The following is a 26712-nucleotide window of genomic DNA, read 5'->3' on the forward strand; positions in this document are numbered from 1 at the left end:
ACATTGCCGAAAAAGTCGTCGCGTTTGACCGCCACACTGCTGTAGTCGCGCCATTTGTCCGGGTAGCCGATTTTGTTGGCAATGCTGCGCAGTTTTTCCAGCGCCTTGTCCTTGGTGGTCTGGCTCATCCAGTCCAGCGACTGGATATCTTGCGCCATCGCAGCCTCAATCTGCTCGGTCATATGCAGCGTGTCCTGCTTGAGCTTCTCGCTGAAGTTACGGCTGACGAATTCTTGCGCCAGCGCGTCGCCAAGCTGGTAGTCGACCAGCTGCACGCAGGTTTTCCAGCGCGGCTTCAGTTTCGGCGTGCCGCGCAAGGTCTTGCCGAAAAAGTCGAAATTGGCTTCGATAAACGGTGTAGAAAGGTGCGGTGCCGTGTCTTTCAACACAAACCAGCGCAGATAGGTTTTCAATTCACCCAAGGGGCGTGCCTTCAGTTCTTTGGACAGCGTCTCGAAAAAAGCCGGCTCGGTGGCGTTGAAGGTGTCGATACCGCTCAGGCGGAACTCCTTGAGATACGGCGCCCAATCGAACTCCGGGGTCAGCGCCTGCAGGCCCTTTGCATCGTATTTGTGGAAGATCTTGTAAGGATCACGCCGCTCCACCCTGGTGAGGCGTGACTTTGCCAGACTGGTTTCGAAGTCCATTACCCGTGCGGCACCTGTCTTGGCCTCGGCTTGCGAATAGCCCGACAGCATCAGCATCGACTCGATATGGGCCAGATATTTCGCGCGGATTTCCACCGACTTGGCATCGGTTTTCAGATAGTAGTCACGGTCGGGCAAACCCAGTCCACCAGCCGTAGCAAAGGCAATCACCTGCGAAGAGTCGGCAAAGTCCTGGTCGGAGCCAAAGCCGAATAGCGGATTGATGTCATGCAGATGCAGCTGCGCCAGCAAGGCGGGCAGCTCGCTCAAGGATTTCATGGCGTCGATCTGCGCCAGATATCCCTTGATCGGCGCGCTGCCCTTGGCATCGATGGTCTTCATGTCCATACAGGCGGCGAAGTAGTCACCGGCCTTTTGCTGTGCGGCGCTGCGCCCCTCGGTCTTGTTGGCAAGGCCATCGAGAATGCCCCACAAATAGCGCTGATTGTCCTGCGCCACTTTCGAGTACACATCCCATTTGGACTGGTCAGCCGGAATCGGGTTATTGCGAATCCAGCCCCCACAGCTGTACTGGTAGAAGTCGACACAGGGGTCGATCGATCTGTCCATCGCCGTGACATCGAGGCTCGGTGTGTAAGGCAAGGCGCGCAAGGGTTGCTCGTCCTGCGACGCATCGGCATGGGCCGCCAGGGCCAGCTGACCCAAAGCCAGTGCCAGTGCGGTCTTGATAAATAAACGCATTGCTTTGTCTCCACCTGTTTTCGAAAGCGCCATGCCAAGCCGGCGGCGATGCTCGCCTGTTGATAAAGCGCTGTGCTGTGTATCAAGCCGGGCCGCCTGGCGGCCGGCAAACCAGCCGGTATGTTAATGGTACGGCGGCTGTGGGGTGGTGCTCGAATTAGCACAGTCACTCTCCACAGCCCGAAGGCTGCAATGTTTAGTTAAATCAATGGTTTCGGGGTGATCTGTGCCCGCTGAGCGGATTGCTCAGATTTGCGCTCGAATGCTCGGCATTTGCACGGTAAATGGCATAGACCGAGCGCAATTTGCTCACCAGTCGCTTACCAGCGCGTGCAGCTTGACCAGTTCTTCATCATTGAGCGCTAGCGGCGTCTCTACCTGGAACACGTAGAGCAGGATTCCCTCGAATCGAACCTCATTGTCCTTGGACGCCTTTACCTTGCTGGCGATCTCCTTGGCAACGCGGCGACGGTCAAATGCTGGTGCTGGTGCTGGTGATGGTTGCTGCGGTGCGCGGCCGTTGATTGGCTTCGGCTCTTCATGACTCACGTCTTTACTCTCCGTTTGTTCAGGCCCTGTTGTCGGGCCGTTGAAATTGTTCAAGGTGAAGGAATGGATTGTGTTACCTGTCCACGCATTTTGTGGCGCAGGACTCCCTCTCGACACCCCTGTGGCTTTCTGGATCGCTTCACCGGTAGCACGGCTTGCTTTGATCTCTAGGGCCGTTTTTTCCTCATCAAACATAAGTTCACTCTCGAAGGTTTGTACCTGCCGGATGCTTATGAACCTGCTAGTTGTTGTTGTGGTAAGACGTCTAAATTCTGCCATTTCAATCCTCGTTATTGCCTAACTGGCGGCGGGCGTGCCGACCAATGATTTCGGGTCGTCCTCATATCTCCTCCTTTCTCCTGTCAAATGCAGGCTACTGATAATTAATCCCTTCACGGAACTGGTCTACGGCGAAGTTTGCCGCCTTGTAGCCAGATTCGCCGCTAGACATCGCGATAGCATACAGACGCATGCATAGATCAGCCGCGTCAGCCGCTTTAAGGCCAAGCCCATTGCTGATCAAGTAGGTGGACTGTACGCAGCCCCACATCGCGTCGTGATCAAGCTGCGATGGATGACTACTCGCTAACGGGGGCGGCTCGTTACGGCGCGGGGCCTCAGGCTCCCGGCTGACCACCTCCGCATAGGCGATGTCAGTAGGTATTGGCTGACGGGGCTTATCCCACCCATCGCTGAAGTTTACCGGCCCTTCTCCAGTTGCCAGCCATTGCACCGTAACGCCTGCAGCCATCGCCAGTGCGACGAGGTGAGATGTGGCGATATCAACTTCCCCCTTGCGCCATCGCTGCAGAGTCGCATTGGTGACTCCTACGGCCCGCTGTGTCTTCCCCGACCCCCCAATACGCTGGATGCAATAAGCCACCCGCTCAGGTAGAGATTGGCAAAGGTTCCAATCTTCAACTTTTGCAACAGTCATAACTAACTCCGTAATTGCAAAAGTTCTCTGTAAACGTTTGATTTAAATTAAGAATCATTAGTTAACAAAGAACTTCTCGCAACGTTTGAACTTTTGCGAACCATTGCGACGCATAAAAGTTTCGCAAAAGATTGACGCAATAGAACGTTTAGTAAATACTTTGTTCATGACTTCATCGCATGCGAGCAAGACATGAGCAAACAAACCACCCCAAAAAAAGCCGCTGCGGCGGACATGCACCGTGCGGACATCGTGGCGGCTTTACACAAGCGTGGCTGGTCGCTTCGGAGTCTAGCGAAACATCACAACTACAAGACGCCAACCGCGCTGGGCAATGCACTGGATCGAAAGTGGCCGAAGGGCGAGAAGCTGATCGCAGATGCGATTGGCCTCCCTCCAGAAGCCATCTGGCCGACCCGGTACGTCAATTCTACGGCGGTTTTTGTACATGAATAAACATTTTTGTATCGCTGGCGTTCGTTTTGGTACGGCCAGCTTAGGTGGTTGAACGTAAAAGTGCATCGTCGGCATTACCCAAGGAGCAGGAAATGCGCGTGAGTAAACGTAACTGGAAGCGCGAGCGGCCTACCAGCCTGCAAGACGCCTTCAACCTGAGTTGTGACTTTGCGCTGGAGGAACATCGGCGCCCGGCCAAGCAGATGTGGGAGCTGATGGCGACTACCCAGCAGACCTATTCGCGCTGGACGGCGGAAGCGTCAATGCCGGTGAACCGGATTCCGCAGTTCGAACAGTTGTGTGGTTGCCGCTTTGTATCGGACTACCTGGCCTTGGCGGCGGGGCGGATGGTGGTTGACCTGCCGCTGGGCAAGAAGGCCGATGCGGTGGAAGTGGCCGAGTTACAGGCCAGGGCGGCCGAGACGATGGCTCTGCTGATCCGCTTTTACCAAGGGCGGGCGGCGCTGGATGAAACCTTGATGGCGCTGGATGAAGTGTTGCGCGGGCTGGGCTACCACCGCGCGAATGTGGTGAAGGTGGCTGAACCGGAATTGGATTTTGGGGGAGAGGAATGATGAAACGACCTGACTTTGTATCACTGAGCAACTTGCAGCAGCAACGTCGCACCGAGACGCCGAAGTTCTTGCGCCGGATTCATTTGGCGGCCGCGTCAGGATTGGCACGGCGAGAGCCGGCCTGGGTGCCGGTCTTTCTTGCGCACTACCAACTGCCAGAGAAGCCGACCGTCAATGCGGCCTACCGCGAATTTATCAAAGCACCGCACGGCGACACGACCCCGAGCATCTATCAGGTGCGCCGTTTTCTGGCCCAGCTCGGCACCAAGGACATCAAGCCAATGGTGCGCCGTGACTTCACCGAGCTTTTGGACCAGGGGGGCAACGCGATTTTTTCCAAAGCGGCACTGCAAGCGAGTCGAGAAAGGCGAGAGATCGCCGCAAAGCAACGATTGGGTTGTCGAATCGAGGAATCAGTAGGAAATGAGCCTTACCACTCTCCCGACTTTGCCAACGACGCTGAGGCCGAACTGTTGGCCCTCAAGCTACTGCGTGGTTTTCACGGCATGCCCGTTACCTTGATACGCCAGGTGTTGCGCCGCGCTGATTTCTGGCTCGACGCAACCACCCAGCTGAATACCGCTGCTAGCGAGTTTCAGCGAGCTTACGAAGGATATCGGCGCGCTTCTGAGCAATCAACCGCGACGCCTCCTGCGTGAAGTCCGACGTTGAGGTAAGGCCATGACGCGCCTTCTCCGCCTTGAGGTGATGGGCAAGCGTCAATACCTGGGCGACTAGCAATGTTTCCAGCAATTCAGTTTGATTTTCCATGAGGTTCCCCCTGTGATGTTTGAACAAAGTACGCAGATTGCGAGCCTGCCTGCCGAGTCTAGCAAAGCGGCCGGGAACCTCGCCCTTAAAAGCCACTACAGCGCGGCTGAGCTGGCATCGCTGAAGCTGACGGGTGTTCCCGAGTCGGTGAGCGGCATATTCCGTGCCTCTAAGCGTGACGCCTGGGCCTTCCAACGCCGCGCTGGCCGAGGTGGTGGCGTCGAATACGCCTTCACCAGCCTACCTGCCAGCGCCCAAGCCGAAATCAAGGCCCGCATTGCCACCAGCCTGGTGCGCCAAGCCAAGGCTGCGGCACCGGCCGCGCCGATGTTGGGCGAAGTCGCGGTCAAATCGGGTGTAGTCGGCATCCAGCAGAACCTCCCAGGACTCACCGACAAAGACCGCCTGATTGCCGATGCCCGCAAGGGCGTGTTGCTGGCCCTGCAGCGCCTGATGGCCGGCAGCGGCTGCAGCCAAGAGGCCGCCTTGATTACCCTGCTAACCCACGCGGCAGCAGGTGACGTCGCACCGCAGCTGCTCGGCATGCTCAAACTGGCCAAGACCGCACGCGGCCGCAAAGGTACGAACGATCTGCCCTCGGTTCGCACCCTCAAGCGCTGGCTGGCTGCCGACAAGTGCAACGACTTGGCGCCGCGTAAGGTGCAAAAGGACATGCGCGTGCCGGCCTGGGCGCCAGCCTTCCTGTCGCACTACCAGCTGCCACAAAAGCCGACCGTTGACGCCGCCTACCGCGAATTCATCACGGCGCCGCATGGCGAGACCACGCCGAGCATCCATCAGGTGCGTCGCTTCCTCGCCAAGCTCGGCAATGTGAGCCGCGAAGTCGGCCGGATGGGTGGCCGCGAGATCAAGAACATCAAGCCGTTTGTGCGCCGCGACTTCAGCGAACTACTGCCGGGTGACATCTACAGCGCAGACGGCCATTGCTTTGATGCAGAAGTGCGCCACCCGCTCACCGGCAAGCCATTCCGCCCTGAAATCACCTGCGTGATCGACATCGCCACCCGCAAGATCGTCGGTTTCTCGGTTGATCTGGCCGAGTCCGGTCTCGCCGTGGTCGACGCTCTGCGTCACGCCATCACCAGCTGGGGCGTGCCCGCCATGTTTTATGTGGACAACGGCAGCGGCTACGTCAACGCCATGATGCGCGATGAGGCCACGGGGATGATGGCCCGCCTTGGCATCGAAATGAAACACTCGCTGGCCTACAACTCGCAGGCCAGGGGCGTGATCGAACGCTCGCACCAGATGTGGACCGCTGCGGCAAAGAAGCTGCCGACCTATATCGGCGCCAGCATGGACCGCGAAGCCAAGCTGGCCAGCTTCAAGCTCAACCGCAAGGCGATCAAACAAGGTGGCCCCACTAACCTGATGGGCTTCGCCGATTTTCTGGCCTTCTGCCACCAACAAGCAGACGCCTACAACGCCAAGCCGCACCGCAGCCTTGGTGGTAAGTCACCCAATCAGCGCTGGGCCGAGCTGGTGGCGCAGCAGGCGCCGACCATGCTGGCGCCTGCCGAGGCTGAGCACTTATTCAAGCCGCAGGTTAGCCGCAAGGTGCTGCGCGGCGAGCTGCAGCTGTTCAATAACCGCTATTTCAGCGCCGACCTGGAAGAGTTCCACGGCGAGCCGATGCGCATCGCCTATGACATTCACGACGCGAAATGGGTGTGGGTATACGACCGGGCCGGCCGATTCGTCTGCAAAGCAGAGTGGAACGGCAACCAGCGCGCCTACTACGCCAAGCCGGTGGTTGAAATGGCCCGCGAGACTCGCGAGAACGCCCGCATCAAGCGCCTCGAAGGCCATATCGCCGACGTGCAGGAAGCCCTGCAAGCGCCGCTGACTGGCGAAATCACCTACCAGCCTGCCGCCTCGCTCAGCCAGCAAATCACCCGCAGCCGTCTCGCCAAGGAAGCAGACAGCGCCCGCGTAATCGACGCCGAGCTGCTCGACATGCCGCAGGCCAGTGCCCAGGTGCTGCCGATGGCCGACATGCCGCGCCCCCTGTTTGCCCGCACCGCTGACAAATACCGCTGGTTGATGGCCCACCGTGGCGCCTGGACGAACGCCGACCAGGCATGGCTGGCCGACTACGTGGGCAGCGACGAATACGCAGACAGAGTGGACGTTTATGAATTTGAGGGCATCGCCTGGCAGGGCGACACCCTCATGGAAGCGACGGGCTGACCGGCAAGTCAGTAGTCGCCAAGTGAAGTAGTGCTCAACGAGAGGGAAGCTTACATGAAACCGGTATTTGTCAAAACCAGCAACTGGGAACGATTCCACGACGGCGTGCAGGTCGTGCAATCGCGTGGCGCCATGGAAGCCTGCATGCTGCTGGTGTTCGGTGAGCCAGGGCTGGGCAAGACCAGCATCATTACCCGGTGGGCGAACGACAGCAACGCGATCTTCGTCACCGCTCAAGCCAAATGGACCGTGCCCGAAATGCTGCGCGCCATGGCCGCCAGCAAGCCCGGTATCGCGGTGCACCACACCCTGCGCGATACCCGAGCCGCCGTCATCGGCCATGTGATGCGCAATCAACTGCCGATTGTGATCGACGAAGCCGATCATGTGCTGGCGTCGTCCGACACCATCGAAGCCCTGCGCGGCATCAGCGATATGTGCCAGACGCCTGTGATCCTCGTCGGAATGGAGCGGCTGCAGCACAAGTTGTCCAAATTCCCCCAGGTCGCCAGCCGCATCGCCACCGTGGTCAAGTTCGAGCAGATCACCGATCAAGACGTGCTGCTGGCCTGCCGCGACAAAGCTGACGTCGAAATCGAGCGCGAGCTGGGGCTGGAACTGGCCCGACAGTGTGGCGGCCGCATGCGCCTGGTGCTGAACGGCATCGCCCGCATCGAACAATTCGCCAAGGTAAACGGCCTGCAGGCGGTCAAGCTGGCCGACATGAAGGGCATGGAACTAGCCCATGACTGGCAAGCTGGCCGGAGAGCCGCCCGATGAGCCAGCTCACCTACACCCTGCTGACCCTGCTGGCGCGCTATCGCAGCATGGATGTGCCCACCCTTGCTCAGAAACTGGGCGAAGAAGAGCGCACGGTGCGTGGCCGGCTCCACAGCTTGCAGGCGCAGGGCTGGGTCAGCCTGGAGGCGCATCGCTGGACCATCACTGAGACCGGCCGCATTGCTGCCGAGGCAGAAACAACCAAGCGCGGCGAGGCGCTGTATGTGCGCGGCTGGCGCACCCTGCGCATCCTCAAGGGCGCCAGCATAAGCGAGTTGGTGATGCTGTGTGCGCGGCCAGAGGATGGCAATCCGACCCGGTCACTGCGCTGCTACTTCAACTACCTGGCGCGGGTGGGATTGGTGGTGCGGGCTGGTAAGACCGTGCCGGCACGCTATGCCTTGTTGAACGACCCCGGACCCTTGGCCCCGCAAGTGAGCCTCGTTCGCCGCGAGGTGTGTGAAGCGAATAGCCGGCGCGTGCTGTCGTTTGATGAGGGGAGCAAGCATGTCTAGCCCCGCCTACGCCAACGAACGCTGGTACCAGCTGCTGAAAGAAAGCGCCAGCCGCCTGGGTGTGCGCGGCACCGCTCGCGAGCTGGAGTATTCGAACCACACCGGCACCGTGCAAGTGCTCAACGGCAATTACAGCGCCAGCATCGACCGCTTTGCCCAGCGTGTACTCGCCAAGCTAGACCGGGTGACCTGCCCGCACCTGGAGCGCCCGCTGGCCCAGTCCGACTGCCGCAATTTCGCCTACCACCCGAACCCCACCAGCAGCACGGCCGCCGCCGCGCACTGGCGTGCCTGCCAAGCCTGTCCACTCAAGCCACAACAAGGAGACGCAGCATGATGCCCGCCCTGTATCCCCGAACGGTAGCCGGCCGGATGGCCGCGCCGCTGGCCGATGTCGCCGACGCGCAGCCGCGTGTTTTGCATAGCTTGGCCGTGTCGCGGCTGTCCGAACTCAATCAAGCCGAGCGCGTTCTGCGCCAGCTCGGCTGCCGCATCGTCGACCGCCAGCTGCATGATCGCCTGGACGGCGGCCGCTCCAGCATCACCGTGGATCGGCTGAGCAGCACCTTGCTCGACCTGTTGGCCAACAGCGGCAAGCAACTGGCGCACTGCATGGTCGACGGCCAGCGCTGCCTGCGTATGACTGCCTTCCGGGTCGATGTGCTGTGGAGGATGCCATGAGCCGCCTCAAAATCCACAGCGCCCAGGTAGAGGCCGGTATCGCCAGCTTGTTGCCGGTGATGGGCAGCCTGCATCAGCGTGGCGCAGACCTTTTATACGCGCAATGCGGCTGCGGCCAGCGCGAGCGGCCGCTGGTAACGATCCGCCTTGGCGCGGTCTGCAACTGGCTCAAAGCCCAGGGTGCAGAGGTGGTTGGCCGGCATCGTGGTGCGTCTGGCACCGAGCTGCTGTATCGCCTGGTGCTCTGCGGTGTGGATATCGAGTGGTTGGAGCCGGCGCGATGATCGGCCTCGATCCCAAGGTGGCCGCCCAGTTGCGCAGGCAGGCCGAGCAGCTGGCTCAGTCTCGCGGCATCAATCTGCTGGAAGCGCGGGCGATCATTTGGGCCGCCTATCAGCGCGATCTGCAATCGGCCCGAGATCCACCACCCGCAGCGCCCACGGCGCCAGCCCCACCGGTCAACCCGATACCCGGTGTGCGCAATAGCCGGTGGAACGACACCGGCAACCCACCCCGGCCACGCAAGCGAGCGCTGACCGAGCAAGAGAAGCAACAAGGCAAACAAAGCATCCAGACCATCCTGGGTGTGATCGCAGAAAGGAAGAAGCCAAATGGCCCGAAAACGTATTGAAGGCAGCCAGTTCCAGAGCTGGGACGACGTTGATCACGCGCTGCAGCAGATCGGCGAGATCGACCGCGAGCTGACGGTGCTGGAAGCCGCCCACAACGAATCCATCGACCAGCTGAAGGCCAGCGCCAAGGCGCAGGCCGAGCCGCTACTGGCGAAGAAGGCAGCACTGGAGCTGGCCATGAAGGATTTCGCCGAATCCAACCGTGCCGAGTTCGCCAAGGTCAAGAGCCGGCAAATGACGTGGGGCACGGTGAGCTTTCGGCTCAGCACCAAGGTCCTGGTGAAGAAGGTCGGCGACACCCTGCAGGCGCTGAAAGACCTCGGTCTGCACGGCTGCATCCGTATCAAGGAAGAAATCGACAAGGAGGCACTGAAGAACCTGGACGAAGAGACCCTGACCACTATCGGCGCCGCCCTGCGGCCCGAGAACGTGTTCGGCTATGAGATCAACCGGCATGAACTGGTGGAGGCGTGATGGCTAGCCTCACTCCAGCGCAAATAGCGGCAGGGCAACGCCGCACGCTTCGTGCCATGAGAACCAAGGTGATAGCAATGGCTGAAGCATGGGACGGCGTAGATGGCTGCGCGGTAACCGAACTAGAGGAGCTGGCAGAGCAGATTCAGAAAAACGAGGAATTCCTTAACGAGCCGGTCGCCAATACCCACTTCAAGTAGCCAATCCACAGCTGCAAATTTTCTTACTAAAGGAGCAAGACGATGACAAAAGCAGAACTGATCAAGCAGGTCGCCATCCGCGCTGATTTGACCCTGAAGCAAGCCGAGGCGGTCCTCAATGCCTTGACCGCCACCATCCTGGACGTCGTTGCTCGAGGCGAAGAAGTGGTGATCGCCGACCTCGGCACCTTCGGCTCTGCCGAGCGCGCTGCCAAAGAAGGTCGCAACCCGCAGACCGGTGAGGTGATCCAGATCGCGGCCAAGCGCGTGCCGAAGTTCAAGCCACACAAGGCGCTGCGCACTGCCGTAGCCGGCTAGTCACTAGCCTGCAGCCCACCGGTTAGATCGGCGGGCTGTGGAGTAGGGATTAACCACCAAAGGCCGCCATGACTGAATCCAGCACCGAGCAGTTGATCTATGAAGCCGCCCTTGCCCAGCGTGGTGTCGCGGCGGTGGTGATTGCCGGTGTGGTCGAGTTTGGCGGGCTGGTTGCGACCTTGCCGGGTCACTTTTTCGACGGTTCGGTCAACGCTGCCGACCTGGCCGACAAGATTGCCGCCGCCGAGATTGCCCTTGGCCAGCTGCGTGCAGCGGTAGGCGATGGCCTGGTTGATCTGGCCAAAATCGAACAACTGAGCCACTTGGCTGGCTCCCTGGAGTAACCATGACAGCTCGCACCGCCGCCCTTGCCAAAATCCACATCGCCAAGCAGCAGCTGGCCATGGATGACGCCAGCTATCGTGCCCTGCTGCAGCGTGTTGCCCTGGTCGATAGCGCCAGCAAGCTGGATCGGGCTGGACAAGACGCGGTGCTGGCCGAGATGCAGCGCCTCGGCTTTAAGCCGGCTCGCAACTCTCATGGCAAGCGCCCAAAGCCACCGGCAAGCCGCGCAGGACTGATTGCCAAGATCGAAGCCCAGCTGGCGGAAGCCGGCCGGCCCTGGTCCTACGCCGATGGTATTGCCCGCCGCATGTATGCGGTCGACAAGGTGGACTGGCTGACCGACCCAGCCCAGCTGCAGGCCGTTATTGCCGCCTTGTACCTCGACGCCAAACGCCACCAAAGGAGCACCCGATGAAAATCGACATCCGTGCGCTGCCGAATGATCTGCTGGGGCTGCTGCCAGCCAGCGTGCAAGACATTGTGTGCTTGATCGGCGTGCAAGCAGCCTTGCGCCTGGTCAGCGCCTGGCCGGGTCGTACTTTTCCGGTCAGTCGCAACAAGCGCCTGGACGGCCGGGTGCGATTCGAGGCGCTGGCCGAGGTGGTGGGGCATGACGCGGCTGAAATATTGAGCCGCCACTATGCCGACAGCGAGCTGTATATCCCGCAGTGCGCAATCGCCATGCGCGAGCTGCGCGACCGCCTGATTCGTGCAGATTTTGACCGCATCACCGGCAGCGAGGGGCACTCGGCCAGAGCAGCCGTGGTGATGTTGGTCGATGCTTACGGCGTTTCAGATCGCCACGTCTGGCGCGTGTTGAATCGCGCCGACTGGTCAGCTAAAAACTACAATTCGCAGCAGGCGGACCTATTCAGTGTGCCGCTTTAACAGTACCTCATACTTTGCCTATGGCATGGAGAGAAGAATGCAACACTCTGAAGCAGCTGTGATTATCGAAGCGATTGCCGAGTCTGTGCGGCGGACTCCCAGTCAAACGCAAACAATAAATCAGTATGGGTATTACGCTGGAGGTGGAAATCAAGGCGGCGGGCCGTCATTTGTTGCAAACAACAGCGGCGGCACGGGTTTTTCTGCCAACCTTGGGATGACGGGCTCAAGTCAACAAGCCACCTCCAACGTTCAAAACGAAGTAGTAACGAAGTTAGAAGAAGCTGCCGCAGAACTAAGGAAGGAGAACCCCGACGTTCGATCGGTTCAGAATCTATTAGCTTCTGCTACGCAAGCCTTGCCGTATTTGGCACCATTAGTCGACTTGATGAAGGACCTTTTTGCTTCGTGAGCAGCAGTCAGCCATTCCATAAATGGCATTCAAAAAATGTCCGTGAGGAGGAAATAGAGAATGAGAAAGCAATTTAGTGTTGCACTGGCCATGCTGTCCGCCTTGGCAATGGCCGAGCCGATCTCGGTCGATTTAAGCAAATCCACCGTGGCGGTCGAGGGCAAAAGCGATATTCGGGTGCGCAACCTGAAGATTGCCGGCGTTGAGCAAACCTTCAGCGTCCTGCTCAAGTGGGACGGCGACAAAATGACCTACATCCCGACCAATGCCGCCCCGGAAGAGCCAAAGCCCACTACCCAACCGGACCCAACAACCGGCGAACCACCCAAGTTACCCGAGCAGCCCATCTGCCCGCAGCCGCCCAGCAATCTACCCAACCCCGCCTGCGGCCACTGAGCCAGAACGAACAAGCCCCGCACTGCGGGGCTTTTGCTTGGTGGCGATTCGCTGGCATGATTCGGCCCGTTTTCTAAATACAACGTGCCCGCAAGGAGGGATAAATTGAAGTTCGCATATACCGCACTGATTTCCGCATTGATGTCTACGTCGATACTGGCTGCGCCACTGGCAGTTGATCTGACCGGCTCGACCATGACGGTAGAAGGTAAAAGCGGCATCCGCATTCGCAACCTGAAAGTTGACGGTGTTCCGCAGGCATTCAATGTGTTGCTGCAATGGGATGCTGCACGCATGGCCTATGTGCCGGCTGGCGCAGACGTTGAACCATCAGCCCCCGTGTCTAGCACATGTACGCTAAACGTGAACACACAAGCTAGTGGCATCGTGGCTATCAAGTTTGCCAAGACTGGCGGTGTGTTCGCCGTGTCCGTTACTGCTGGCGCAGGCGGCAGTCTCTTTATTAGCGAACATCTGCACATTGTCCAAGGTGCAAGGCAATTTGATGTATCAATCACCGAGGGCAATGCGTCGACCGGCTATTTCAAAGGCGATCTCGATTGGATCGGGGTTGGCCAAATTCTTCCCGGCATTACAAAAACCGGGACAATTACCATGCCGTCTAGCTTCAATTTCAGTGCGCCGTACACGCTAAATTACAACGATAGCGAATCCACAACCATAGCCTGCAGCTAACCCACCAAGCCCCGCACTGCGGGGCTTTTGCTTTCCCGCTGACACCGTTCAACTCTTTCTGTCCTCGCGCCCGCCCGCACACTGCGTCCATGGTTCAAGCCAGACGACGCAACGACGCAAAGGGCTGCGCCTTTTGCGTCCACGCCAAAGCCCCGAGTGATGCACGCATGCAGGGCTTTGCCCTGTGTGCCAAAGACTCGCCAGCACGCTACCACTCGCTGCGCTGGTCTTGCCGGCTTGAGCCTCCCCGATACCAACCGCTCCAGGGAGGCAGTACATGCAACGCGATATTGCAGGGCGATTTATCTGGCTATTGATCACCATCGGGCTAGTCGGCACGCTCAGCCTGCTGACCCCCGCTGCTGGTGCCGCGCCAAACCCATCCATGCTGGCGTATTACAAGCTCGCCCTGGTCATGCTTGCCGGCTGCGTCGGCTATGCGCTGGATGTGCTGCTATTTCCGTATGGGCGGCCAGACGGCTATCTCTACCTCGGCGAGTGGACCTTGCAGCAGCCTGGTGTCGATGGTGACGCCGACTATCCGGTGCATGGCAGCTATCACCTCGTGTTTGCCGCTGCGATGATTCGCCGCGCCTTGATTGTCGCCGCCAGCATCATCGGCGTCGCGCTGGGGATGTAGCCATGCGCGCCGCCACGCTCCTTGCCCTGTTGATGTCAGGCTGTATTGCCACCCCGGCGCCAGCCGCACTACCTGAAGCCAGCTACCGCTACCGCGCCACCCTGGTGCGAGAGGCCCACGCGGCCTGGGGCTTGTCCGCCCCGGTCGCCACCTTCGCCGCCCAAGTCCATCAAGAGAGCCACTGGCGCAGCAATGTCACCAGCTCGGCCGGCGCAGCCGGCATGACGCAAGTGATGCCCGACACCGCACGCTGGCTGGCCAGCGTCGAACCATCGCTCAGCCCAGCCACCCCGACCAACCCGCAGTGGAGCCTGCGCGCCATGCTGGTCTATGACCGCTGGCTGTGGCAGCGGATCAAGGCCCGCGACGATTGCCAGCGCATGGCCAAGGCGCTACGCGCCTACAACGGCGGGCTGGGCTGGCTGCGCCGCGATGAACAGCTGGCAACCGCCAAGGGTATCGACCCCGACATCAATTTCGGCCAGCTCGACACCGTGAATGCCGGCCGCTCGCTGCCCGCCTGGCGCGAGAACGTCAGCTATCCACGCCTGATCTTGCTCAGCCATGAGCCGCGCTATATCGCCGCAGGGTTTGGCGGGGGAGTGTGCGCATGATTGGCCGCCTCCTCGCCGCCGCCATCCTGGCACTGCCGGCATTTTTCGCGCCGCCACCACTGCAACTAACACCGTCGACGCGCAGGCAAGCCGCCCAGCGGCAGGCGCATGGCTTCAGTGGGATCGCCGCAGCCCGCCGTGCTGCACGCAAACGCCGCAATCAGAGGAGTTCGAAATGACAGTCAAAATTCACAACATATGCAACCTCGCCGGCATGCCTGCGCTTGATCGCAATGTCATCTCGATCAATGGCATTGAGTTGATGCTAAGGCAGCAGGACTACGGCGATCTAGTCAGCGCCATCAGTGAGAAGGCCGGGAACGACTTCAACAATGCACTGGAGGTATTCAAGAAATACCAAGCTAAGGTTGCAGCGACTCACCGGGCGGTGGACAAGCTACGCAGCTGCTTTTACTTACAGGAAGGTGACTACTTCATCCTCAAAGACAAATCCAACTTGGACTTTGAGCAGGTCGTCGATGCATTAGATGGCTGTGCCAAAGCCTTCGGCTTTGAATAAGAGGGCGTCATGCTGAATCAGCTCCCCCTCATCACCTACCGCAGCCAGATCGCCACCTGGCTGGCCGCCGCCTCGCTGCTGTCTGCCCTGGTGGCGGCCGCAGGCGGCTACTACAGCGGCTATCGCCATGCCAGCCGGGACGGCGCAGCCCAGCTGGCCAGCCTCAAGGCGGACCACGCCATCGCTTATGCCGACAGTGTCAAACGCGCAGCAAATCGCTACGCCGAGCAAGCCGAGCGCGAGGCGCTTCTGGCGATTCAGCTGCGCACCGCGCTGGCCGAGCTGGACCGCACCCGCCAATCCCGCCTGGAAAGGATCGACCGTGTCACCACGCACTATCAGCCAGCGCCTGGCGCTGCATTGCTGCCGGCTCCTCGCTGCATCATCACTCGTGGCTGGGTGCGCGACTACAACGCCGCCTTTGGCCTGTCCGACGATAGCCGCGCCGCCGCCTCAGCTCAGTCTGGTGACGCCGCCAGCCAAGCCGGCGCCGCTGACGGCGGGCTATTGGCCGACGATCTCCAGGACAGCGGCGTCAGCCTCGCCGATGTTCGCGCCCACACCGAAGACCTCGCCGCCTGGTGCCGCGCCACTGCCGCCCAGCGCGATGCATTGATCCACGCACGGACCGAACATGACTGACCCGCTCGACATCGCCAGCGAGGTGGAAGAAGCGCACCGCGCTGCCGCACTACAGGTGGCCCTGGCGAATGCTCGCCGCCAGCTGCACGACAACGCATCCGAGTTGTGCGTCATGTGCGAAGACCCGATCCCGGCGCTGCGTCGCGCCGCGATTGCTGGCTGCCGCTTCTGCATTGACTGTCAACGCCGCATCGAAACCAACCCCGAGCTACGGAGGCGCTACGCATGACACTCGAACCCTGGCAACTGATCACCTTCGGTGTTGGCACCGCCCTTTCATTCGTGGGTGGCGGCTGGGCAGTCGGCAAGGTGTTGGCCGGTCAGTACGACCGCCTGCTGACCGAGCGCGAAACCGCTCGTGACAAATCTAGCGCAACCCGCAACGCCGAAATCAATGCGCGCTTTGACCGGATCGAGCAGGCCCAGGAAGCCGACGCCGAAAAGCTGCAGGCGATCATTACCACCGAAGTCAACGAGCTGTGCCAAAGCCGCGACCGCCTGGGTGATCGCGTCGGCCAGGTGGAGCGCGAGCTGGCCGCAGTGCCGACCAAGGAAGACGTCGACCGCATCCATCAACGCATCGACCAGGTCGCGCAAGACATTGCCGGCCTGGGCGGGCAGTTCAATAGCGCAATCAATACGCTCAACCTGATCCATCGCAAGCTGCTCGGGAGCCACACATGAGTCAGACCGACTACATCGACGCCGACCGGCGCCGCGCCATTCTCTCGGCCCTGTCGATTGCCCGCGCCTACCAGCTGCCGCTGCGCGCCTTGCAAAACACCCTGGAAGACGTCGGCTATGTCACCACCATTGACCGGCTGCGCACCGATTGCGGCTGGCTGGCCGAGCAAGGGCTGGCCAAGATGGGTGCCAATGATGTGGCCATCCTGACCGAGCGCGGCATGGATGTGGCCATCGGCCGCGCCGACAGCCACGGCGTGCAGCGACCCGGCCCAAGCCAGGTGTCGGCGCTCAAAGAAGCGCTGGCCGGTGCAGGCGGCGCGCTGTCCCGCGCCATCAACGGTGGTGGCTGATATGGCCCACGGCGACGACACCAAGCGGGCGGTCAGGGCCGCCTTTGTCTTTGATGGCCTGGAACTGCCTGCAGCAGCGGCCAAACATGGTGTGGCCGAGGGCACCGCCCGGCGCTGGAAATACCAGGCCAAGGAGGTCGGCGACGACTGGGACAAAGCACGCGGCGCACAAATGCTGGCGGGCGGCGGCATTGAAGAGGTAGCCAGGCAGACGCTGGCCATCGTCGTCATGCAGGTGCAGACCACGGTGCAGGCGATCAATGAATCGCCCGATATGCGGCCCGAGGTGAAGGTGCAGATGCTCACCAGCCTGGCCGACGCCTACAACAAGCTGCTGGCCGCATCGCGGCGGCTGATGCCGGAAACCAGCCAGCTGGCGACAGCTATGGATGTATTGCAGAAGTTCGGGCAATTCATACGCGACAAATATCCGAAACACTTGGCCGCCTTTGCGGAGGTGCTTGAGCCGTTCGGAGACGAACTTGGCAAATATTGACCAGCACCTCCTAGGTGATTCTACGAAGGGTTCGGCTATCCCATGACTACCGTATTGCACCGATTACATCCATGCTTATTTCGCATGCCGTGTTTACCTAAAAACTGCAGGATCGACTTTACTTCGTCTTCAAAGCACTGCGGGCAAAGATTGTGTACCGCCTCCCCATTTGCCGCCTCAGGCTTTAGGCGATAGACGAAGGCACCCGTTTCAACCTCTTGCAAAGAATAGCGATCACGTTCCTTGGACCAGTTTTTATGTCGGGCTAATTCGGATTCGAGCGCAGCTATTCGTTCTTGGAGTGTTGCCTGTGCCGTCTGCGATTCAAATATACGCCCTTGAAGGTCGAGCAGTGCGTTCTGGAAGGAGATAGCTGCTTCTTGCCTGTCAATTTCAGACTTTGCACTCACAAGAGCAGTGGTTAATTGGCGCAGGTTATTAAAGGCGGTTAGAGCGACAGCAACTTCAGTGATCACGATTCCTCCTGGAGACAGTTGTGAGATTAGGCCTTAAAGATTTTCAAAAGAGCTTAGCCGGCTACGCAGCAGACCTGCGCCGAAGCATAGAGACTGAATGCACTGGCTTCAATTCTGATGCAGCCGCCGTCGCTTCGCGTCGCGGAAGTGTTGCTGATCCAGCAGAGGGTTATGGCTACTTCGTCGCCAACTACTTCCCGCATTACGTCCGCTTCCCCGACCGCTCGCAGCTGCTGCCCGAGATCGTAGCCAGCGACAAGAGCGAGACCGACGCCATTGCTGCGCCGCGTGGCGAGGCCAAGTCCACCTTGGTGTCGCAGCTGTTTGTGCTGTGGTGCCTGATCACCGGCCGCAAGCGTTATGCCGTGATCGTCATGGACAGCATCGACCAAGCGTATCCGATGCTGGAAGCGATCAAGGCCGAGCTGGAGTTCAATCCGCGCCTGGCCATGGACTTCCCCGAGGCCGCTGGCCAGGGACGCGTCTGGCAGGCCGGGACCATCGTCACCCGCAACGATGCGAAGGTCCAGGTAGCCGGCAGCGGCAAAAAACTGCGTGGCCTGCGCCATGGCCCGCATCGCCCCGATCTGTGCGTGCTCGACGATATCGAGAACGACGAACTGGTGCGCAACCCCGACCAGCGCGACAAGCTGCAAGGCTGGTTGACCAAGACCGTGCTGCCGCTGGGTGGTGCCGTGAGCAAGTTCGACGTGGTCTATATCGGCACCATCCTGCATTACGACTCGGTGCTGAGCCGCACGCTCAATAACAAGCTATGGCGCTCGGCCCGCTTCAAGGCGGTGCTGCGCTGGCCGGACCGAATGGACCTGTGGGACAAGTGGGAGGAGGCGCTTCGCAACTTCGGCGAGGAAACCGCCGACGCTTTCTATGCCAGCCACAAGTTCGAGATGGATGCAGGCTGCGAGGTGTCCTGGACGGCTCGCCCCATCGAAAAGCTGATGAAAATCCGCGCCCGCGATGGTCACAGCGCATTCGACAGCGAATATCAAAATGACCCGGTGGCCGGTGACGCCGCACCGTTCGCCAACTGCATCCAGTTTTGGGTTAACCGCCTGGCTGAATGGCTGTTCTATGGCGCCTGCGACCCGTCACTCGGCAAAGCCGGCGCCAGCCGCGACCCGTCCGCGCTCCTGGTCGGTGGATTTAACCGCTTCACCGGCGTGCTCGACGTCGTCGAGGCCGGCATCCGCAAGCGCCTGCCTGACAAGATCATCAGCGACATCATCACGCTACAGCGCGAGTACCGCTGCCTGCTATGGGCAGTAGAAACCGTCCAATTTCAGCAGTTCCTGTACACCGAGCTGGTGAAACGCTCTGCGGCGGCCGGCGTGCCGGTGCCGGCCAGGGCTGTCACGCCGCATGCAGACAAGCTGCTGCGCATTGAATCGCTGCAGCCCCACGTCGCAAACGGCCTGATCCGCCTGCATCCCGCCCTGGTGACGTTGATCGACCAGCTACGCCATTTCCCGATGGCCGACCACGATGACGGCCCCGATGCGCTGCAGATGCTGTGGATGATCGCCACGACGGGCATCGGCTCGATTGACTACACCCCAGCACGCAACCGTGAGACTGAAGCGCGTGGCGCTTGGTAAACCGAGGTAACCAAATGGCACAAATCGTCGATATCAATGGCAACCCGCTCGATGCCGGCACCTTGCGCGAGCCGCAAACCGCCAACGTCGGCTGGCTCAACCAAACGTTTGCCGGCCACCCAAGTCGTGGCCTGACACCGGGTCGCTTGGCTGCCATTCTGGAAGCTGCCGAGTATGGCGACATGACGGCGCAGCATGATCTGTTCCTGGACATGGAGGAAAAGGACGCGCACCTCTATGCAGAAATGGGTAAGCGTAAGCGCGCATTGCTTACCCTGGACTGGGCAATCCAGCCGCCGCCCAATCCATCAGCAGCCGAGAAAAAGGCCGCCAAATATGCCGAGGAGCTGATCCGGTCCCAGTCCAATTTCGATGACATGCTGCTCGATATGATGGATGCAGTCGGGCACGGCTTTTCCTGCCTGGAATACACCTGGCAGCGCGATGGCAGCGAGTGGATCATCGACACGGTAGAGCATCGGCCGCAGAGCTGGTTCCAGCTCGACAAGGCAACCCGCTCGACAATCCATCTGCGGGACGGCAGCACCGATGGCACTGCGCTAAATCCGTTCGGCTGGGCCGTGCATGTCCACAAAGCCAAGAGCGGCTATCTCAGCCGTGCCGGCCTGTATCGCGTACTGGCGTGGCCGTATCTGTTCAAGAACTATGGCATTCGTGACTTTGCCGAGCTGCTGGAAATCTACGGCCTGCCGATACGCATCGGTAAGTACCCAGCCAGTGCAACTCAGAATGAAAAAGAAACGCTATTGCGGGCTGTCCTCAGTATTGGCCATGACGCTGGCGGCATCATTCCACAAGACATGGCGATGGAGTTTGTTACCGCCGCAGCCGGTGGTGGCGCACCACACGAAGCCATGGTGGCGTGGGCCGAGAAGTCCGTCAGCAAGGCCGTCCTGGGCGGCACCCTCACCAGCCAGGCGGATGGCAAGACCAGTACCAATGCCCTGGGCAACGTGCATAACGAGATTCGGCACGATCTGTTGACCAGCGATGCCACGCAACTTGCCGGCACTCTGACACGCGACATGGTCTGGCCGCTATTGGCTCTGAATGGTCGTATGCCCAGCAGTCGGCGTCGCTGCCCACGCCTGGTGTTCGATACCAGCGAAACAGTGGACTTGGCCCTGTATGCCGATGCTTTGCCGAAGCTCAGCAGTATGGGTATGCGTATCCCGCTGGATTTTGCCCATGAACGCCTGCGCATACCGCTGGCTGCAGAGGGCGAGCCAGTCCTTGGGGAGGTGCAGCCGCCCGCCACGAAGCCTGCTGCCGCTACTGGCCAGGCTGCCCTGTCGACAACGGCGATGATTGACGACCCCACTGCGCCGCTGGCTGGGCAGTTGACCGACGCGGCAAGCCCCGCCTGGGGTAAATTGCTCGATCAGGTCAGTGCCCTGGTTGCGCAAGCGCCTTCCCTGGAGACCCTGCGAGAGCAGCTGCTTGATGCATATGGCGGCCTCCCAACGGATCAGCTGACCGCTGTGATGACGATGGCGTTTGCATGCGCCGAGCTGGCGGGTCTGGACGACGCCAGGGTGGGGCGATGAGCGATTTACGCTTTGGTGTGCCATTTGCAGAGCAATTGGCCTTTTTCCGTAAAAAGCTCAATCTGCCGAGTGCTGCCTGGGATGACATCATGCGCAGCGCTCATGACCGGGCGTTTATCGTAGCCGGCGCCATGCAGGCTGACCTATTGACCGACTTACGCAGTGCGGTGGATTCGGCAATTGCCAATGGCGAGGGCTTGCGGGCGTTTCAGCAGCGCTTTGATGGCATCGTCGCCAAACACGGTTGGGAGCATACGGGTAGCCGTAACTGGCGCAGCCGGGTGATTTATCAGACCAATCTTCGCACCAGCTATGCAGCGGGACGCTACCGCCAGCTGAGCGACCCGGACGTGCTCAAGCGCCTACCGTATTGGCGCTATGCCCATTGCGATGCCGTCACCCATCCGCGCCCGCAGCATCTTGCCTGGAATAACCTGATTTTGCGGGCAGACGATCCGTGGTGGGATGTTCACTATCCGCCCAACGGCTGGGGCTGCCAATGCCGCGTGTTCTCGGCAGGTGATGCCGATTTGCCGGCCTATGGCAAGGCCGCGCCAGACGCTGCACCCAACGACGGCAGCTATGACTATGTCGATGCGCGTACCGGCGAAGTGCATACCTTGCCGGCCGGCATCGACTATGGCTGGGACTATGCCCCTGGCAGTGCCGCACTGGGCGCGCTCTTGCTTGATAAGGCGGCGGTAACGGTGCCGCGTATTGGTGCGGCAGCCGTCCAGCGTGCTCTTGAACATACCGATGTTGCTCGTCAAATCGGCGCTGGTTTTCGCCTTTGGGCCGAACGCCTGCAGCGCCCGATGGGGAATCGCATCAACCTGGGCGCGCTGATGCCTGAACTACTGGCGGAGCTTGAGGGGCGTGGCGTAGCTCTTGATACAGCGGTCATTAGCTTGGGCGACCAGCAAGCACTACATATGTTGCGTGATGCGAAGGTTGGCCGAGGCGCCAATATCCCAAAAGAGCTGTTTATGAAGCTGCCCGATTTGCTGCAGCGGCCCTTAGCGGTTTTGTGGGACAAGCAAGGTCTGGCGGAGGGGAAGCGACCCGCTTTGCTGTACGTGGCGAGCGCACCAGGCACAGGAAAGATGCTCAAGGTAGTAGTGGACCTGGGCTATGTCGCCAAGGAAGTCGTCGCAGGCAAGAAAGGCAAGTTCACGCTGAATGCCATTGCGACTGCGGGATTGGTTAATGCAGAAGATGTAGCGGACACGGTGGCGTTTGAACTGCTGATGGGCGGTTGGTAAACGGCGGTCGGACTCGAACCGACATCATGCACCGGCAAAGCCGCCACAACCGTTCCTTCGGAAACTACCGCTTACTAACCTAGGACAATCATGGCTCAGAAGACCTTTGAGATCAAGGTCGCCGATCAGGCGGTAAGTGCAGCGCTGGCCGACTTGGCGCAGCGCGCTCAGAACCTGCGGCCGGCATTCGTTTACCTGGGCGAGCGCTTGCTGCCGATGATTGATCGGCGCTTTTCCAGTGAAACTGACTGGGCCGGCCAACCCTGGAAGCCCAATGCGCCTGCGACACTGGCTGCCTATATACGCGGACGCGGTATAGGCCGAGCGATCAAGGACAAGCAAGGCATGCCCAAAACCTACGCCAATGGCACGCCAATGCGCCATGGCCTCGATAAGCACGGCAATCTGACCAAGGCCAGCGAATCCATGGCCGCCAAAAAGAAAATCCTGCAGGGGCTGACCAACAACTTGCGGCAGCAGAATAGCTACCAGGCCAGCGCGCAGTCGCTCGCGGTCGGCAATACGATGGTTTATGCCGCGATCCAGCATCTGGGTGGCCAAGCAGGTAAAGGTCTGCGCGTTATGCTTCCGGCGCGACCTTTCTTACCGGTGGATGCAAATGGCAAATTGCCGCCGCTGGTGCGAGACATGGTGCTGAATGAGTTGCTGGCCTATGTGGTTTCCGGCTCGCCATAGCGCGGCGCGCAGCGGCCCTCAGTGGGGTCGGGCTGCGCGCGTATCCCTCGCCTTGCCATTGGTGCGCTTTTAACCGCGCACTAACCGCCTTTGCGCGCCAAGCGCACCGCTATGGCTATCTACTGGTCGGTGCCAGGCTAACTCGCTGACATAGGTCAACTCCGGGTGCAGGCATTGGCCCCGCCACAATCTGCGGCATGGTTACCCGTGTCGCTGCCCTCTCTCTGCAAATTCAGCGTGATCGCCCCGGCGAGATTCAGCTGTTTCCTGCTGGTCGCTTCCGCGCTATCGACGGCCGGCCTGCTGAACTGGCTGATGGCTGGCTGATGGATGCCGACACTGCCGCCAAGCTGATCGCAGCAGCCGACGCCAGGCAGACACCGTTCTGCATCGACTACGAGCACCAATCCCTCTACGCACCCAAAGCCGGCCAGCCCGCCCCGGCATCCGGTTGGTTCAAGCGGCTCGAATGGCGTGACGGCGATGGCCTGTATGCAGTTGACGTCGCCTGGACTTCCCGCGCCGCCGAAATGATTGCGGCCGATGAGTACCGCTATATCAGTCCGGTGTTTCCCTATGACAGCACCGGCCGCCCGACTGCCCTGATCAATGCTGCCCTGACCAACAATCCCGCGCTCGATGGCATGGACGAAGTCCAGCTTGCCGCCCTAAGCGCGCTCGCCTCCATTCCCACCCCCCAACCGGAGCCATCCATGGATGAACTGATCGAGCAGCTGCGCTGGCTGCTCAACCTTCCCCTGAGCGCCAGCGCCGACGACATCAAGGTCGAGCTGCAAAAGCTGATCGACAAGCTGTCCGGTGGCGAAGGCACGGCTGCCGCAAGTGTCGATCTCGCCGCCTTGCTGCAGCAGAAAGACGAACGCATCGCCGCCCTTACCGCCACCCCGGTGGATCTGAGTCGCTACGTGCCCATTGAAACCATGACAGCGCTGCGCCAGCAGATCGCCGAGCTGACCAGCCAGGCCAGTCAAGTGCAAGTGGGCGACTTGGTCACTGCCGCGCTTGCCGATGGTCGCCTGCTGCCTGCACAGGAATCGTGGGCACGCGACCTGGGCAATTCCAATGTTGCCGCGCTTACCCAGTACCTGGATACCGCGCTGCCCATCGTCGCGCTGACTGGCACGCAGACCCAAGGCAAGCCACCAGCCAAGAGCGCGCCCGCTGGCCTCGACGACGCAACGCTGGCCGTCTGCCGCCTGATGGGCACCGACCCTGACTCTGTCTCGAAAACCCTGGAGCGCTGACATGGCTGCCGCAACCCAAGATCGCAACACCCCATTCAGGGACGTCGAGCTGCTGGCCGTGCCAGTGGCAGCCGGTGTCCGCATCCGGGCCGGCCTGATTGTGGTGGCCAACGCCACCGGCTTCGCCCTGGAGGGCAGCACCTCGGCAGCGATCACCTATCTCGGTCGCGCCGAAGCCAGCGTCGACAACACGGCCGGTCCTGATGGTGGCGCCATTGTCTATGTGCGTCGCAGCAAGGCGTTCAAGTGGGCGAACGAGCCAAGCGACCCGGTCACCCAGGCCAGCTTCGGCAAGCCGGCCTACATCGTCGACAACCAGACCGTAGGCAAGACCAACGGCGGTGGCACTCGCTCTTTGGCGGGCACCGTGGTCGGTGTCGATGCCGATGGCGTTTGGATCAACTAAGGAGCGACACAGCCATGCTCGTCAATCAGCAAACCCTCAGCGCCATCTTCGTCAACCTCAAGACCATCTTCAACAATGCCTTTGATGCAGAGCCTACCCAGTGGGCGAAGGTCGGCATGCTGGTGCCCTCGACCGGCCGCCTGAACGACTACAAGTGGTTGTCCGCCTTTCCGCGCATGCAGAAGTGGATCGGCGAGAAGACAGTCAAGGCGCTGGCAGCATCCAACTACACCATTGTCAATGACGACTTCGAAGCGACCGTTGAGGTAGACCGGAACGATATCGAAGACGACAACCTGGGCATCTACAAGCCGCAGGCCGAAATGGCCGGCTACTCCGCCAAGCAACTTCCAGATGAAATCGTGTTTGCCTTGGTCAACAACGGTTTCACTGCGCAATGCTACGACGGCCAGTATTTCTTCGACATTGACCACATGGCAGCGGGGCAGACCGTATCGAACAAGGGCACGAAGGTGCTTTCGTCTGACAGTGTTGCAGCCGCAAAGGCTGGCTATGGCGCGGCGCGCACCGCCATGCGCAAGTTCAAGGACGACGAAGGCCGGCCGCTGAACGTCAGGCCCAACATTCTGCTCGTCCCTGCCGCTCTCGAAGACACTGCCCGTGCTCTGCTGACCAATGAACGGCTGGATGACGGGAAGGCCAACCCTTACAAGGGCACCGCTGAGCTGGTGGTTGAATCTCGCCTCACCTCGGACACCGCTTGGTTCCTGCTCGACACCACCAAGCCGATCAAGCCTTTTATCTACCAGGAGCGTAAGGCACCGGTCTTTGTCCAGCAGACCGACCCGCAGTCGGACGGCGTGTTCAAGCGTAAGAAATTCCTGTTCGGTGCCGAAGCCCGCGCCGCTGGTGGCTACGGCTTCTGGCAGCTCGCCTATGGCTCTGACGGTACGCAACCGTAAAGGACGCCGCCATGGCCAAGCAAACCAAGCCAGCGGCGGCCAAGCAGGCCGCCCAGGGAGCACCAGCCCAGCAAAGCAGTGAGCAGGCTGGCCCGGAAGTGCCGAGCGAATCCAAGCGCGAGGAGCTGCCAACGCCAAGCGAAGTGGTTAGCGACTCAGAGGCATTAACCGGTCAGCAGGCGCTCACCGTGCCGATCTTTCTCAGCGTGGTATCCCGCCCGGAATCGTTCCGCCGCTGTGGCCGCACCTTCAGCCGCACGCCAACGGTGATCCCGGTGGCTGATCTCAGCGAGGCAGAAGCGGCGCTACTGCTCGGTGAGCCAATGCTGGTGGTTACGCCTAGCGTGTTTGGTCTGGAAGCGCAGTGATGGCCTACGCCTCCTTGGCCCGACTGATCGCCGCCCTGGGCGAAACCGAGCTGATCGAGCGCACCGACCGGCAAGGCCATGGCGTGATCGACCAGATCATCCTGGCCGACGCCCAGGGCCGTGCAGATCGCGAGATCGACGGCTATTGCCGTGGCCGATACCCGGTGCCGTTCAGTCCAGTCCCGGATGACGTGGCCGACCGCGCCGTCGATCTGACTCGCTTCTATCTCTACAGCGAAGGCGCACCGGAGTGGGTACGCGAGGGCTACGACGCGGCGGTGGCATGGCTGGCCGGCGTGTCTGCCGGCCGCATCCAGCTACCCAGTGTCGCACCGGCCACCGCCACCGACAACCTGGCGTTTTTTCAGGCCGATCCACGGCGAGGCTGGGCCGCGACGTGATGTCCCTGGAGCCGCTACTGATGGCACGCCTGGCCGGCATACCGGGTATCAAAGACGTCCACCCAACGGCCAATCTCGACGATCTGTTCGAGCAAGGCAAACCGCTGCCTGCCTTGTTTGTCGCCTATCGCGGCTACACGCCGCTGCAAGGCGATGGCCATGTGGCTATGGCCGGCGCCATGCAGCACATCGACACGCACTGGGCGGTGGTACTGGCCGCCCGCAACGTCCGCGATGTGCAAACCGGCGCCGCAGCACGCCAGGATGCCCAGCCGCTGCTGGACGCCATCATCAAGCGCTGCATGGGCTGGAAAGCCTCGAAGGCCCACGGCGAGCTGTATCTGGACCCGGCCGGCGAGGTGCAGTTTCTGGCCGGAAAAATTGCCATTCCGCTTGGATTTCGTTGCCGCCAGACCTTGAGCGGCGCCCTTAACCCCTAACCCATCCATCAACCAGGAGCACAGCAAATGGCACAGCAACAACGCAAATCGAGTTTTGTCGGCAAGGGCACCGTGTATCTGGCCCTGGTGGGCGTCGGCATCCTTGCCGACGTCGGCAACTGCTCCAAGCTGGATTTCACGATCAACGAAACATCGG

Annotated in this window: 40 protein-coding genes and 1 pseudogene; 37 read left to right on the forward strand and 4 right to left on the reverse strand. The window is 60.7% G+C overall.

The genetic code is table 11. The features are described 5' to 3' along the window. From ACE3OH_RS03625 to ACE3OH_RS03635, 3 genes and pseudogenes are all read right to left on the reverse strand, one after another. Positions 1-1349, reverse strand: a pseudogene (locus tag ACE3OH_RS03625) (hypothetical protein); the annotation flags it as partial. Positions 1350-1658: 309 nt separating this feature from the next. Continuing rightward, entirely contained in the window at positions 1659-2093 is a 435-nt protein-coding gene (locus ACE3OH_RS03630; RefSeq protein WP_374348534.1) for a hypothetical protein, read from the reverse strand. Positions 2094-2271: 178 nt separating this feature from the next. Then, positions 2272-2835 (reverse strand): hypothetical protein, encoded by a 564-nt coding sequence (locus ACE3OH_RS03635; RefSeq protein ID WP_374348538.1) that lies wholly within the window; start codon positions 2833-2835, stop codon positions 2272-2274. Between the two features lie 192 nt (positions 2836-3027). On the opposite strand from ACE3OH_RS03635, the gene ACE3OH_RS03640 reads away from it, so the two are divergent. The 27 genes from ACE3OH_RS03640 (at position 3028) to ACE3OH_RS03770 (ending at position 17134) form a co-directional block, all read left to right on the forward strand. Next, complete coding sequence (locus ACE3OH_RS03640; RefSeq protein WP_374348540.1) at positions 3028-3291, forward strand: transcriptional regulator; 264 nt, start codon at positions 3028-3030, stop codon at positions 3289-3291. A gap of 98 nt (positions 3292-3389) precedes the next feature. Beyond that, positions 3390-3866 (forward strand): hypothetical protein, encoded by a 477-nt coding sequence (locus tag ACE3OH_RS03645; protein ID WP_374348543.1) that lies wholly within the window; start codon positions 3390-3392, stop codon positions 3864-3866. Then, positions 3866-4525, forward strand: a complete 660-nt coding sequence (locus tag ACE3OH_RS03650; RefSeq protein WP_374348545.1) for a hypothetical protein — start codon at positions 3866-3868, stop codon at positions 4523-4525. Before ACE3OH_RS03645 ends, ACE3OH_RS03650 begins: the two co-directional genes overlap by 1 nt. Positions 4526-4652: 127 nt before the next feature. Next, on the forward strand, positions 4653-6848 hold the full coding sequence (locus ACE3OH_RS03655; protein WP_374348643.1) for a Mu transposase C-terminal domain-containing protein: 2196 nt from the start codon (positions 4653-4655) through the stop codon (positions 6846-6848). Between the two features lie 54 nt (positions 6849-6902). Beyond that, complete coding sequence (locus tag ACE3OH_RS03660; RefSeq protein ID WP_374348548.1) at positions 6903-7628, forward strand: AAA family ATPase; 726 nt, start codon at positions 6903-6905, stop codon at positions 7626-7628. Continuing rightward, complete coding sequence (locus ACE3OH_RS03665) at positions 7625-8143, forward strand: hypothetical protein (RefSeq protein ID WP_374348551.1); 519 nt, start codon at positions 7625-7627, stop codon at positions 8141-8143. The genes ACE3OH_RS03660 and ACE3OH_RS03665 overlap by 4 nt, the downstream gene beginning before the upstream one ends. Next, positions 8136-8480: an XRE family transcriptional regulator gene (locus tag ACE3OH_RS03670; protein WP_374348553.1), complete on the forward strand. Its 345-nt coding sequence runs from the start codon at positions 8136-8138 to the stop codon at positions 8478-8480. Before ACE3OH_RS03665 ends, ACE3OH_RS03670 begins: the two co-directional genes overlap by 8 nt. Next, entirely contained in the window at positions 8477-8824 is a 348-nt protein-coding gene (locus ACE3OH_RS03675) for a hypothetical protein (RefSeq protein ID WP_374348555.1), read from the forward strand. The genes ACE3OH_RS03670 and ACE3OH_RS03675 overlap by 4 nt, the downstream gene beginning before the upstream one ends. Then, a complete protein-coding gene (locus ACE3OH_RS03680) occupies positions 8821-9108 on the forward strand; it encodes a hypothetical protein (protein ID WP_374348558.1) in 288 nt (95 codons plus the stop codon). The genes ACE3OH_RS03675 and ACE3OH_RS03680 overlap by 4 nt, the downstream gene beginning before the upstream one ends. After that, positions 9105-9455: a hypothetical protein gene (locus ACE3OH_RS03685; RefSeq protein ID WP_374348561.1), complete on the forward strand. Its 351-nt coding sequence runs from the start codon at positions 9105-9107 to the stop codon at positions 9453-9455. The genes ACE3OH_RS03680 and ACE3OH_RS03685 overlap by 4 nt, the downstream gene beginning before the upstream one ends. Next, positions 9436-9930, forward strand: coding sequence for a host-nuclease inhibitor Gam family protein (locus ACE3OH_RS03690; RefSeq protein ID WP_374348564.1), 495 nt, complete (start codon positions 9436-9438; stop codon positions 9928-9930). Before ACE3OH_RS03685 ends, ACE3OH_RS03690 begins: the two co-directional genes overlap by 20 nt. A 77-nt stretch (positions 9931-10007) precedes the next feature. Continuing rightward, positions 10008-10130, forward strand: a complete 123-nt coding sequence (locus tag ACE3OH_RS03695; RefSeq protein WP_374348567.1) for a hypothetical protein — start codon at positions 10008-10010, stop codon at positions 10128-10130. A gap of 42 nt (positions 10131-10172) precedes the next feature. Further along, positions 10173-10448: an HU family DNA-binding protein gene (locus ACE3OH_RS03700; protein WP_374348569.1), complete on the forward strand. Its 276-nt coding sequence runs from the start codon at positions 10173-10175 to the stop codon at positions 10446-10448. Positions 10449-10516: 68 nt separating this feature from the next. Further along, positions 10517-10792: a hypothetical protein gene (locus ACE3OH_RS03705; protein ID WP_374348572.1), complete on the forward strand. Its 276-nt coding sequence runs from the start codon at positions 10517-10519 to the stop codon at positions 10790-10792. A 2-nt stretch (positions 10793-10794) separates the two neighbouring features. After that, positions 10795-11208 carry a gp16 family protein gene (locus ACE3OH_RS03710; RefSeq protein ID WP_374348574.1) on the forward strand — a complete coding sequence of 138 codons (414 nt, stop codon included), beginning with the start codon at positions 10795-10797 and terminating at the stop codon, positions 11206-11208. After that, positions 11205-11681, forward strand: a complete 477-nt coding sequence (locus tag ACE3OH_RS03715) for a Mor transcription activator family protein (protein ID WP_374348577.1) — start codon at positions 11205-11207, stop codon at positions 11679-11681. Before ACE3OH_RS03710 ends, ACE3OH_RS03715 begins: the two co-directional genes overlap by 4 nt. A 37-nt stretch (positions 11682-11718) precedes the next feature. Continuing rightward, positions 11719-12093, forward strand: coding sequence for a hypothetical protein (locus tag ACE3OH_RS03720; RefSeq protein WP_374348580.1), 375 nt, complete (start codon positions 11719-11721; stop codon positions 12091-12093). A 60-nt stretch (positions 12094-12153) separates the two neighbouring features. After that, positions 12154-12489, forward strand: coding sequence for a hypothetical protein (locus ACE3OH_RS03725; protein WP_374348583.1), 336 nt, complete (start codon positions 12154-12156; stop codon positions 12487-12489). A 105-nt stretch (positions 12490-12594) separates the two neighbouring features. Beyond that, entirely contained in the window at positions 12595-13185 is a 591-nt protein-coding gene (locus ACE3OH_RS03730; protein WP_374348585.1) for a hypothetical protein, read from the forward strand. A gap of 277 nt (positions 13186-13462) precedes the next feature. Then, positions 13463-13825, forward strand: coding sequence for a putative holin (locus ACE3OH_RS03735; RefSeq protein WP_374348588.1), 363 nt, complete (start codon positions 13463-13465; stop codon positions 13823-13825). 2 nt (positions 13826-13827) lie between these two features. Next, positions 13828-14439, forward strand: coding sequence for a transglycosylase SLT domain-containing protein (locus ACE3OH_RS03740; protein ID WP_374348592.1), 612 nt, complete (start codon positions 13828-13830; stop codon positions 14437-14439). A 175-nt stretch (positions 14440-14614) separates the two neighbouring features. After that, entirely contained in the window at positions 14615-14959 is a 345-nt protein-coding gene (locus tag ACE3OH_RS03745; RefSeq protein ID WP_374348595.1) for a hypothetical protein, read from the forward strand. A 9-nt stretch (positions 14960-14968) separates the two neighbouring features. Next, positions 14969-15601, forward strand: a complete 633-nt coding sequence (locus ACE3OH_RS03750) for a hypothetical protein (protein ID WP_374348597.1) — start codon at positions 14969-14971, stop codon at positions 15599-15601. Further along, entirely contained in the window at positions 15594-15830 is a 237-nt protein-coding gene (locus ACE3OH_RS03755) for a TraR/DksA C4-type zinc finger protein (RefSeq protein WP_374348600.1), read from the forward strand. Before ACE3OH_RS03750 ends, ACE3OH_RS03755 begins: the two co-directional genes overlap by 8 nt. Further along, the gene (locus ACE3OH_RS03760; RefSeq protein ID WP_374348603.1) at positions 15827-16285 is read left to right on the forward strand and encodes a hypothetical protein; all 459 of its coding nucleotides are present in this window, start codon (positions 15827-15829) and stop codon (positions 16283-16285) included. Before ACE3OH_RS03755 ends, ACE3OH_RS03760 begins: the two co-directional genes overlap by 4 nt. Beyond that, on the forward strand, positions 16282-16638 hold the full coding sequence (locus ACE3OH_RS03765; protein ID WP_374348605.1) for a hypothetical protein: 357 nt from the start codon (positions 16282-16284) through the stop codon (positions 16636-16638). Before ACE3OH_RS03760 ends, ACE3OH_RS03765 begins: the two co-directional genes overlap by 4 nt. Before the next feature lies 1 nt (position 16639). Beyond that, on the forward strand, positions 16640-17134 hold the full coding sequence (locus ACE3OH_RS03770) for a DUF1804 family protein (RefSeq protein ID WP_374348608.1): 495 nt from the start codon (positions 16640-16642) through the stop codon (positions 17132-17134). 35 nt (positions 17135-17169) lie between these two features. Here the strand turns inward: ACE3OH_RS03770 and ACE3OH_RS03775 are convergent, their stop codons facing one another. After that, entirely contained in the window at positions 17170-17610 is a 441-nt protein-coding gene (locus tag ACE3OH_RS03775) for a hypothetical protein (RefSeq protein WP_374348613.1), read from the reverse strand. A gap of 20 nt (positions 17611-17630) precedes the next feature. On the opposite strand from ACE3OH_RS03775, the gene terL reads away from it, so the two are divergent. From terL to ACE3OH_RS03825, 10 genes are all read left to right on the forward strand, one after another. After that, a complete protein-coding gene (gene terL / locus ACE3OH_RS03780; protein ID WP_374348615.1) occupies positions 17631-19226 on the forward strand; it encodes a phage terminase large subunit in 1596 nt (531 codons plus the stop codon). Between the two features lie 14 nt (positions 19227-19240). Beyond that, the gene (locus ACE3OH_RS03785; protein WP_374348618.1) at positions 19241-20794 is read left to right on the forward strand and encodes a DUF935 domain-containing protein; all 1554 of its coding nucleotides are present in this window, start codon (positions 19241-19243) and stop codon (positions 20792-20794) included. After that, positions 20791-22056, forward strand: coding sequence for a phage minor head protein (locus ACE3OH_RS03790; RefSeq protein ID WP_374348620.1), 1266 nt, complete (start codon positions 20791-20793; stop codon positions 22054-22056). Before ACE3OH_RS03785 ends, ACE3OH_RS03790 begins: the two co-directional genes overlap by 4 nt. A gap of 90 nt (positions 22057-22146) precedes the next feature. Further along, positions 22147-22752 carry a phage virion morphogenesis protein gene (locus ACE3OH_RS03795; protein ID WP_374348623.1) on the forward strand — a complete coding sequence of 202 codons (606 nt, stop codon included), beginning with the start codon at positions 22147-22149 and terminating at the stop codon, positions 22750-22752. A 197-nt stretch (positions 22753-22949) separates the two neighbouring features. Beyond that, positions 22950-24017, forward strand: a complete 1068-nt coding sequence (locus ACE3OH_RS03800; RefSeq protein WP_374348625.1) for a phage protease — start codon at positions 22950-22952, stop codon at positions 24015-24017. A 1-nt stretch (position 24018) separates the two neighbouring features. Continuing rightward, entirely contained in the window at positions 24019-24423 is a 405-nt protein-coding gene (locus ACE3OH_RS03805; RefSeq protein ID WP_374348628.1) for a hypothetical protein, read from the forward strand. 14 nt (positions 24424-24437) lie between these two features. Beyond that, a complete protein-coding gene (locus tag ACE3OH_RS03810) occupies positions 24438-25346 on the forward strand; it encodes a Mu-like prophage major head subunit gpT family protein (protein WP_374348631.1) in 909 nt (302 codons plus the stop codon). Between the two features lie 11 nt (positions 25347-25357). After that, positions 25358-25714 carry a hypothetical protein gene (locus ACE3OH_RS03815; RefSeq protein WP_374348633.1) on the forward strand — a complete coding sequence of 119 codons (357 nt, stop codon included), beginning with the start codon at positions 25358-25360 and terminating at the stop codon, positions 25712-25714. Next, the gene (locus ACE3OH_RS03820; protein WP_374348639.1) at positions 25714-26115 is read left to right on the forward strand and encodes a gp436 family protein; all 402 of its coding nucleotides are present in this window, start codon (positions 25714-25716) and stop codon (positions 26113-26115) included. The genes ACE3OH_RS03815 and ACE3OH_RS03820 overlap by 1 nt, the downstream gene beginning before the upstream one ends. Positions 26116-26135: 20 nt before the next feature. Continuing rightward, entirely contained in the window at positions 26136-26555 is a 420-nt protein-coding gene (locus tag ACE3OH_RS03825) for a hypothetical protein (RefSeq protein ID WP_374348641.1), read from the forward strand. The last annotated feature ends 157 nt before the right edge of the window (positions 26556-26712 follow it).

Source organism: Chitinimonas sp., assembly GCF_041904975.1.
Classification (GTDB): domain Bacteria; phylum Pseudomonadota; class Gammaproteobacteria; order Burkholderiales; family Chitinimonadaceae; genus Chitinimonas.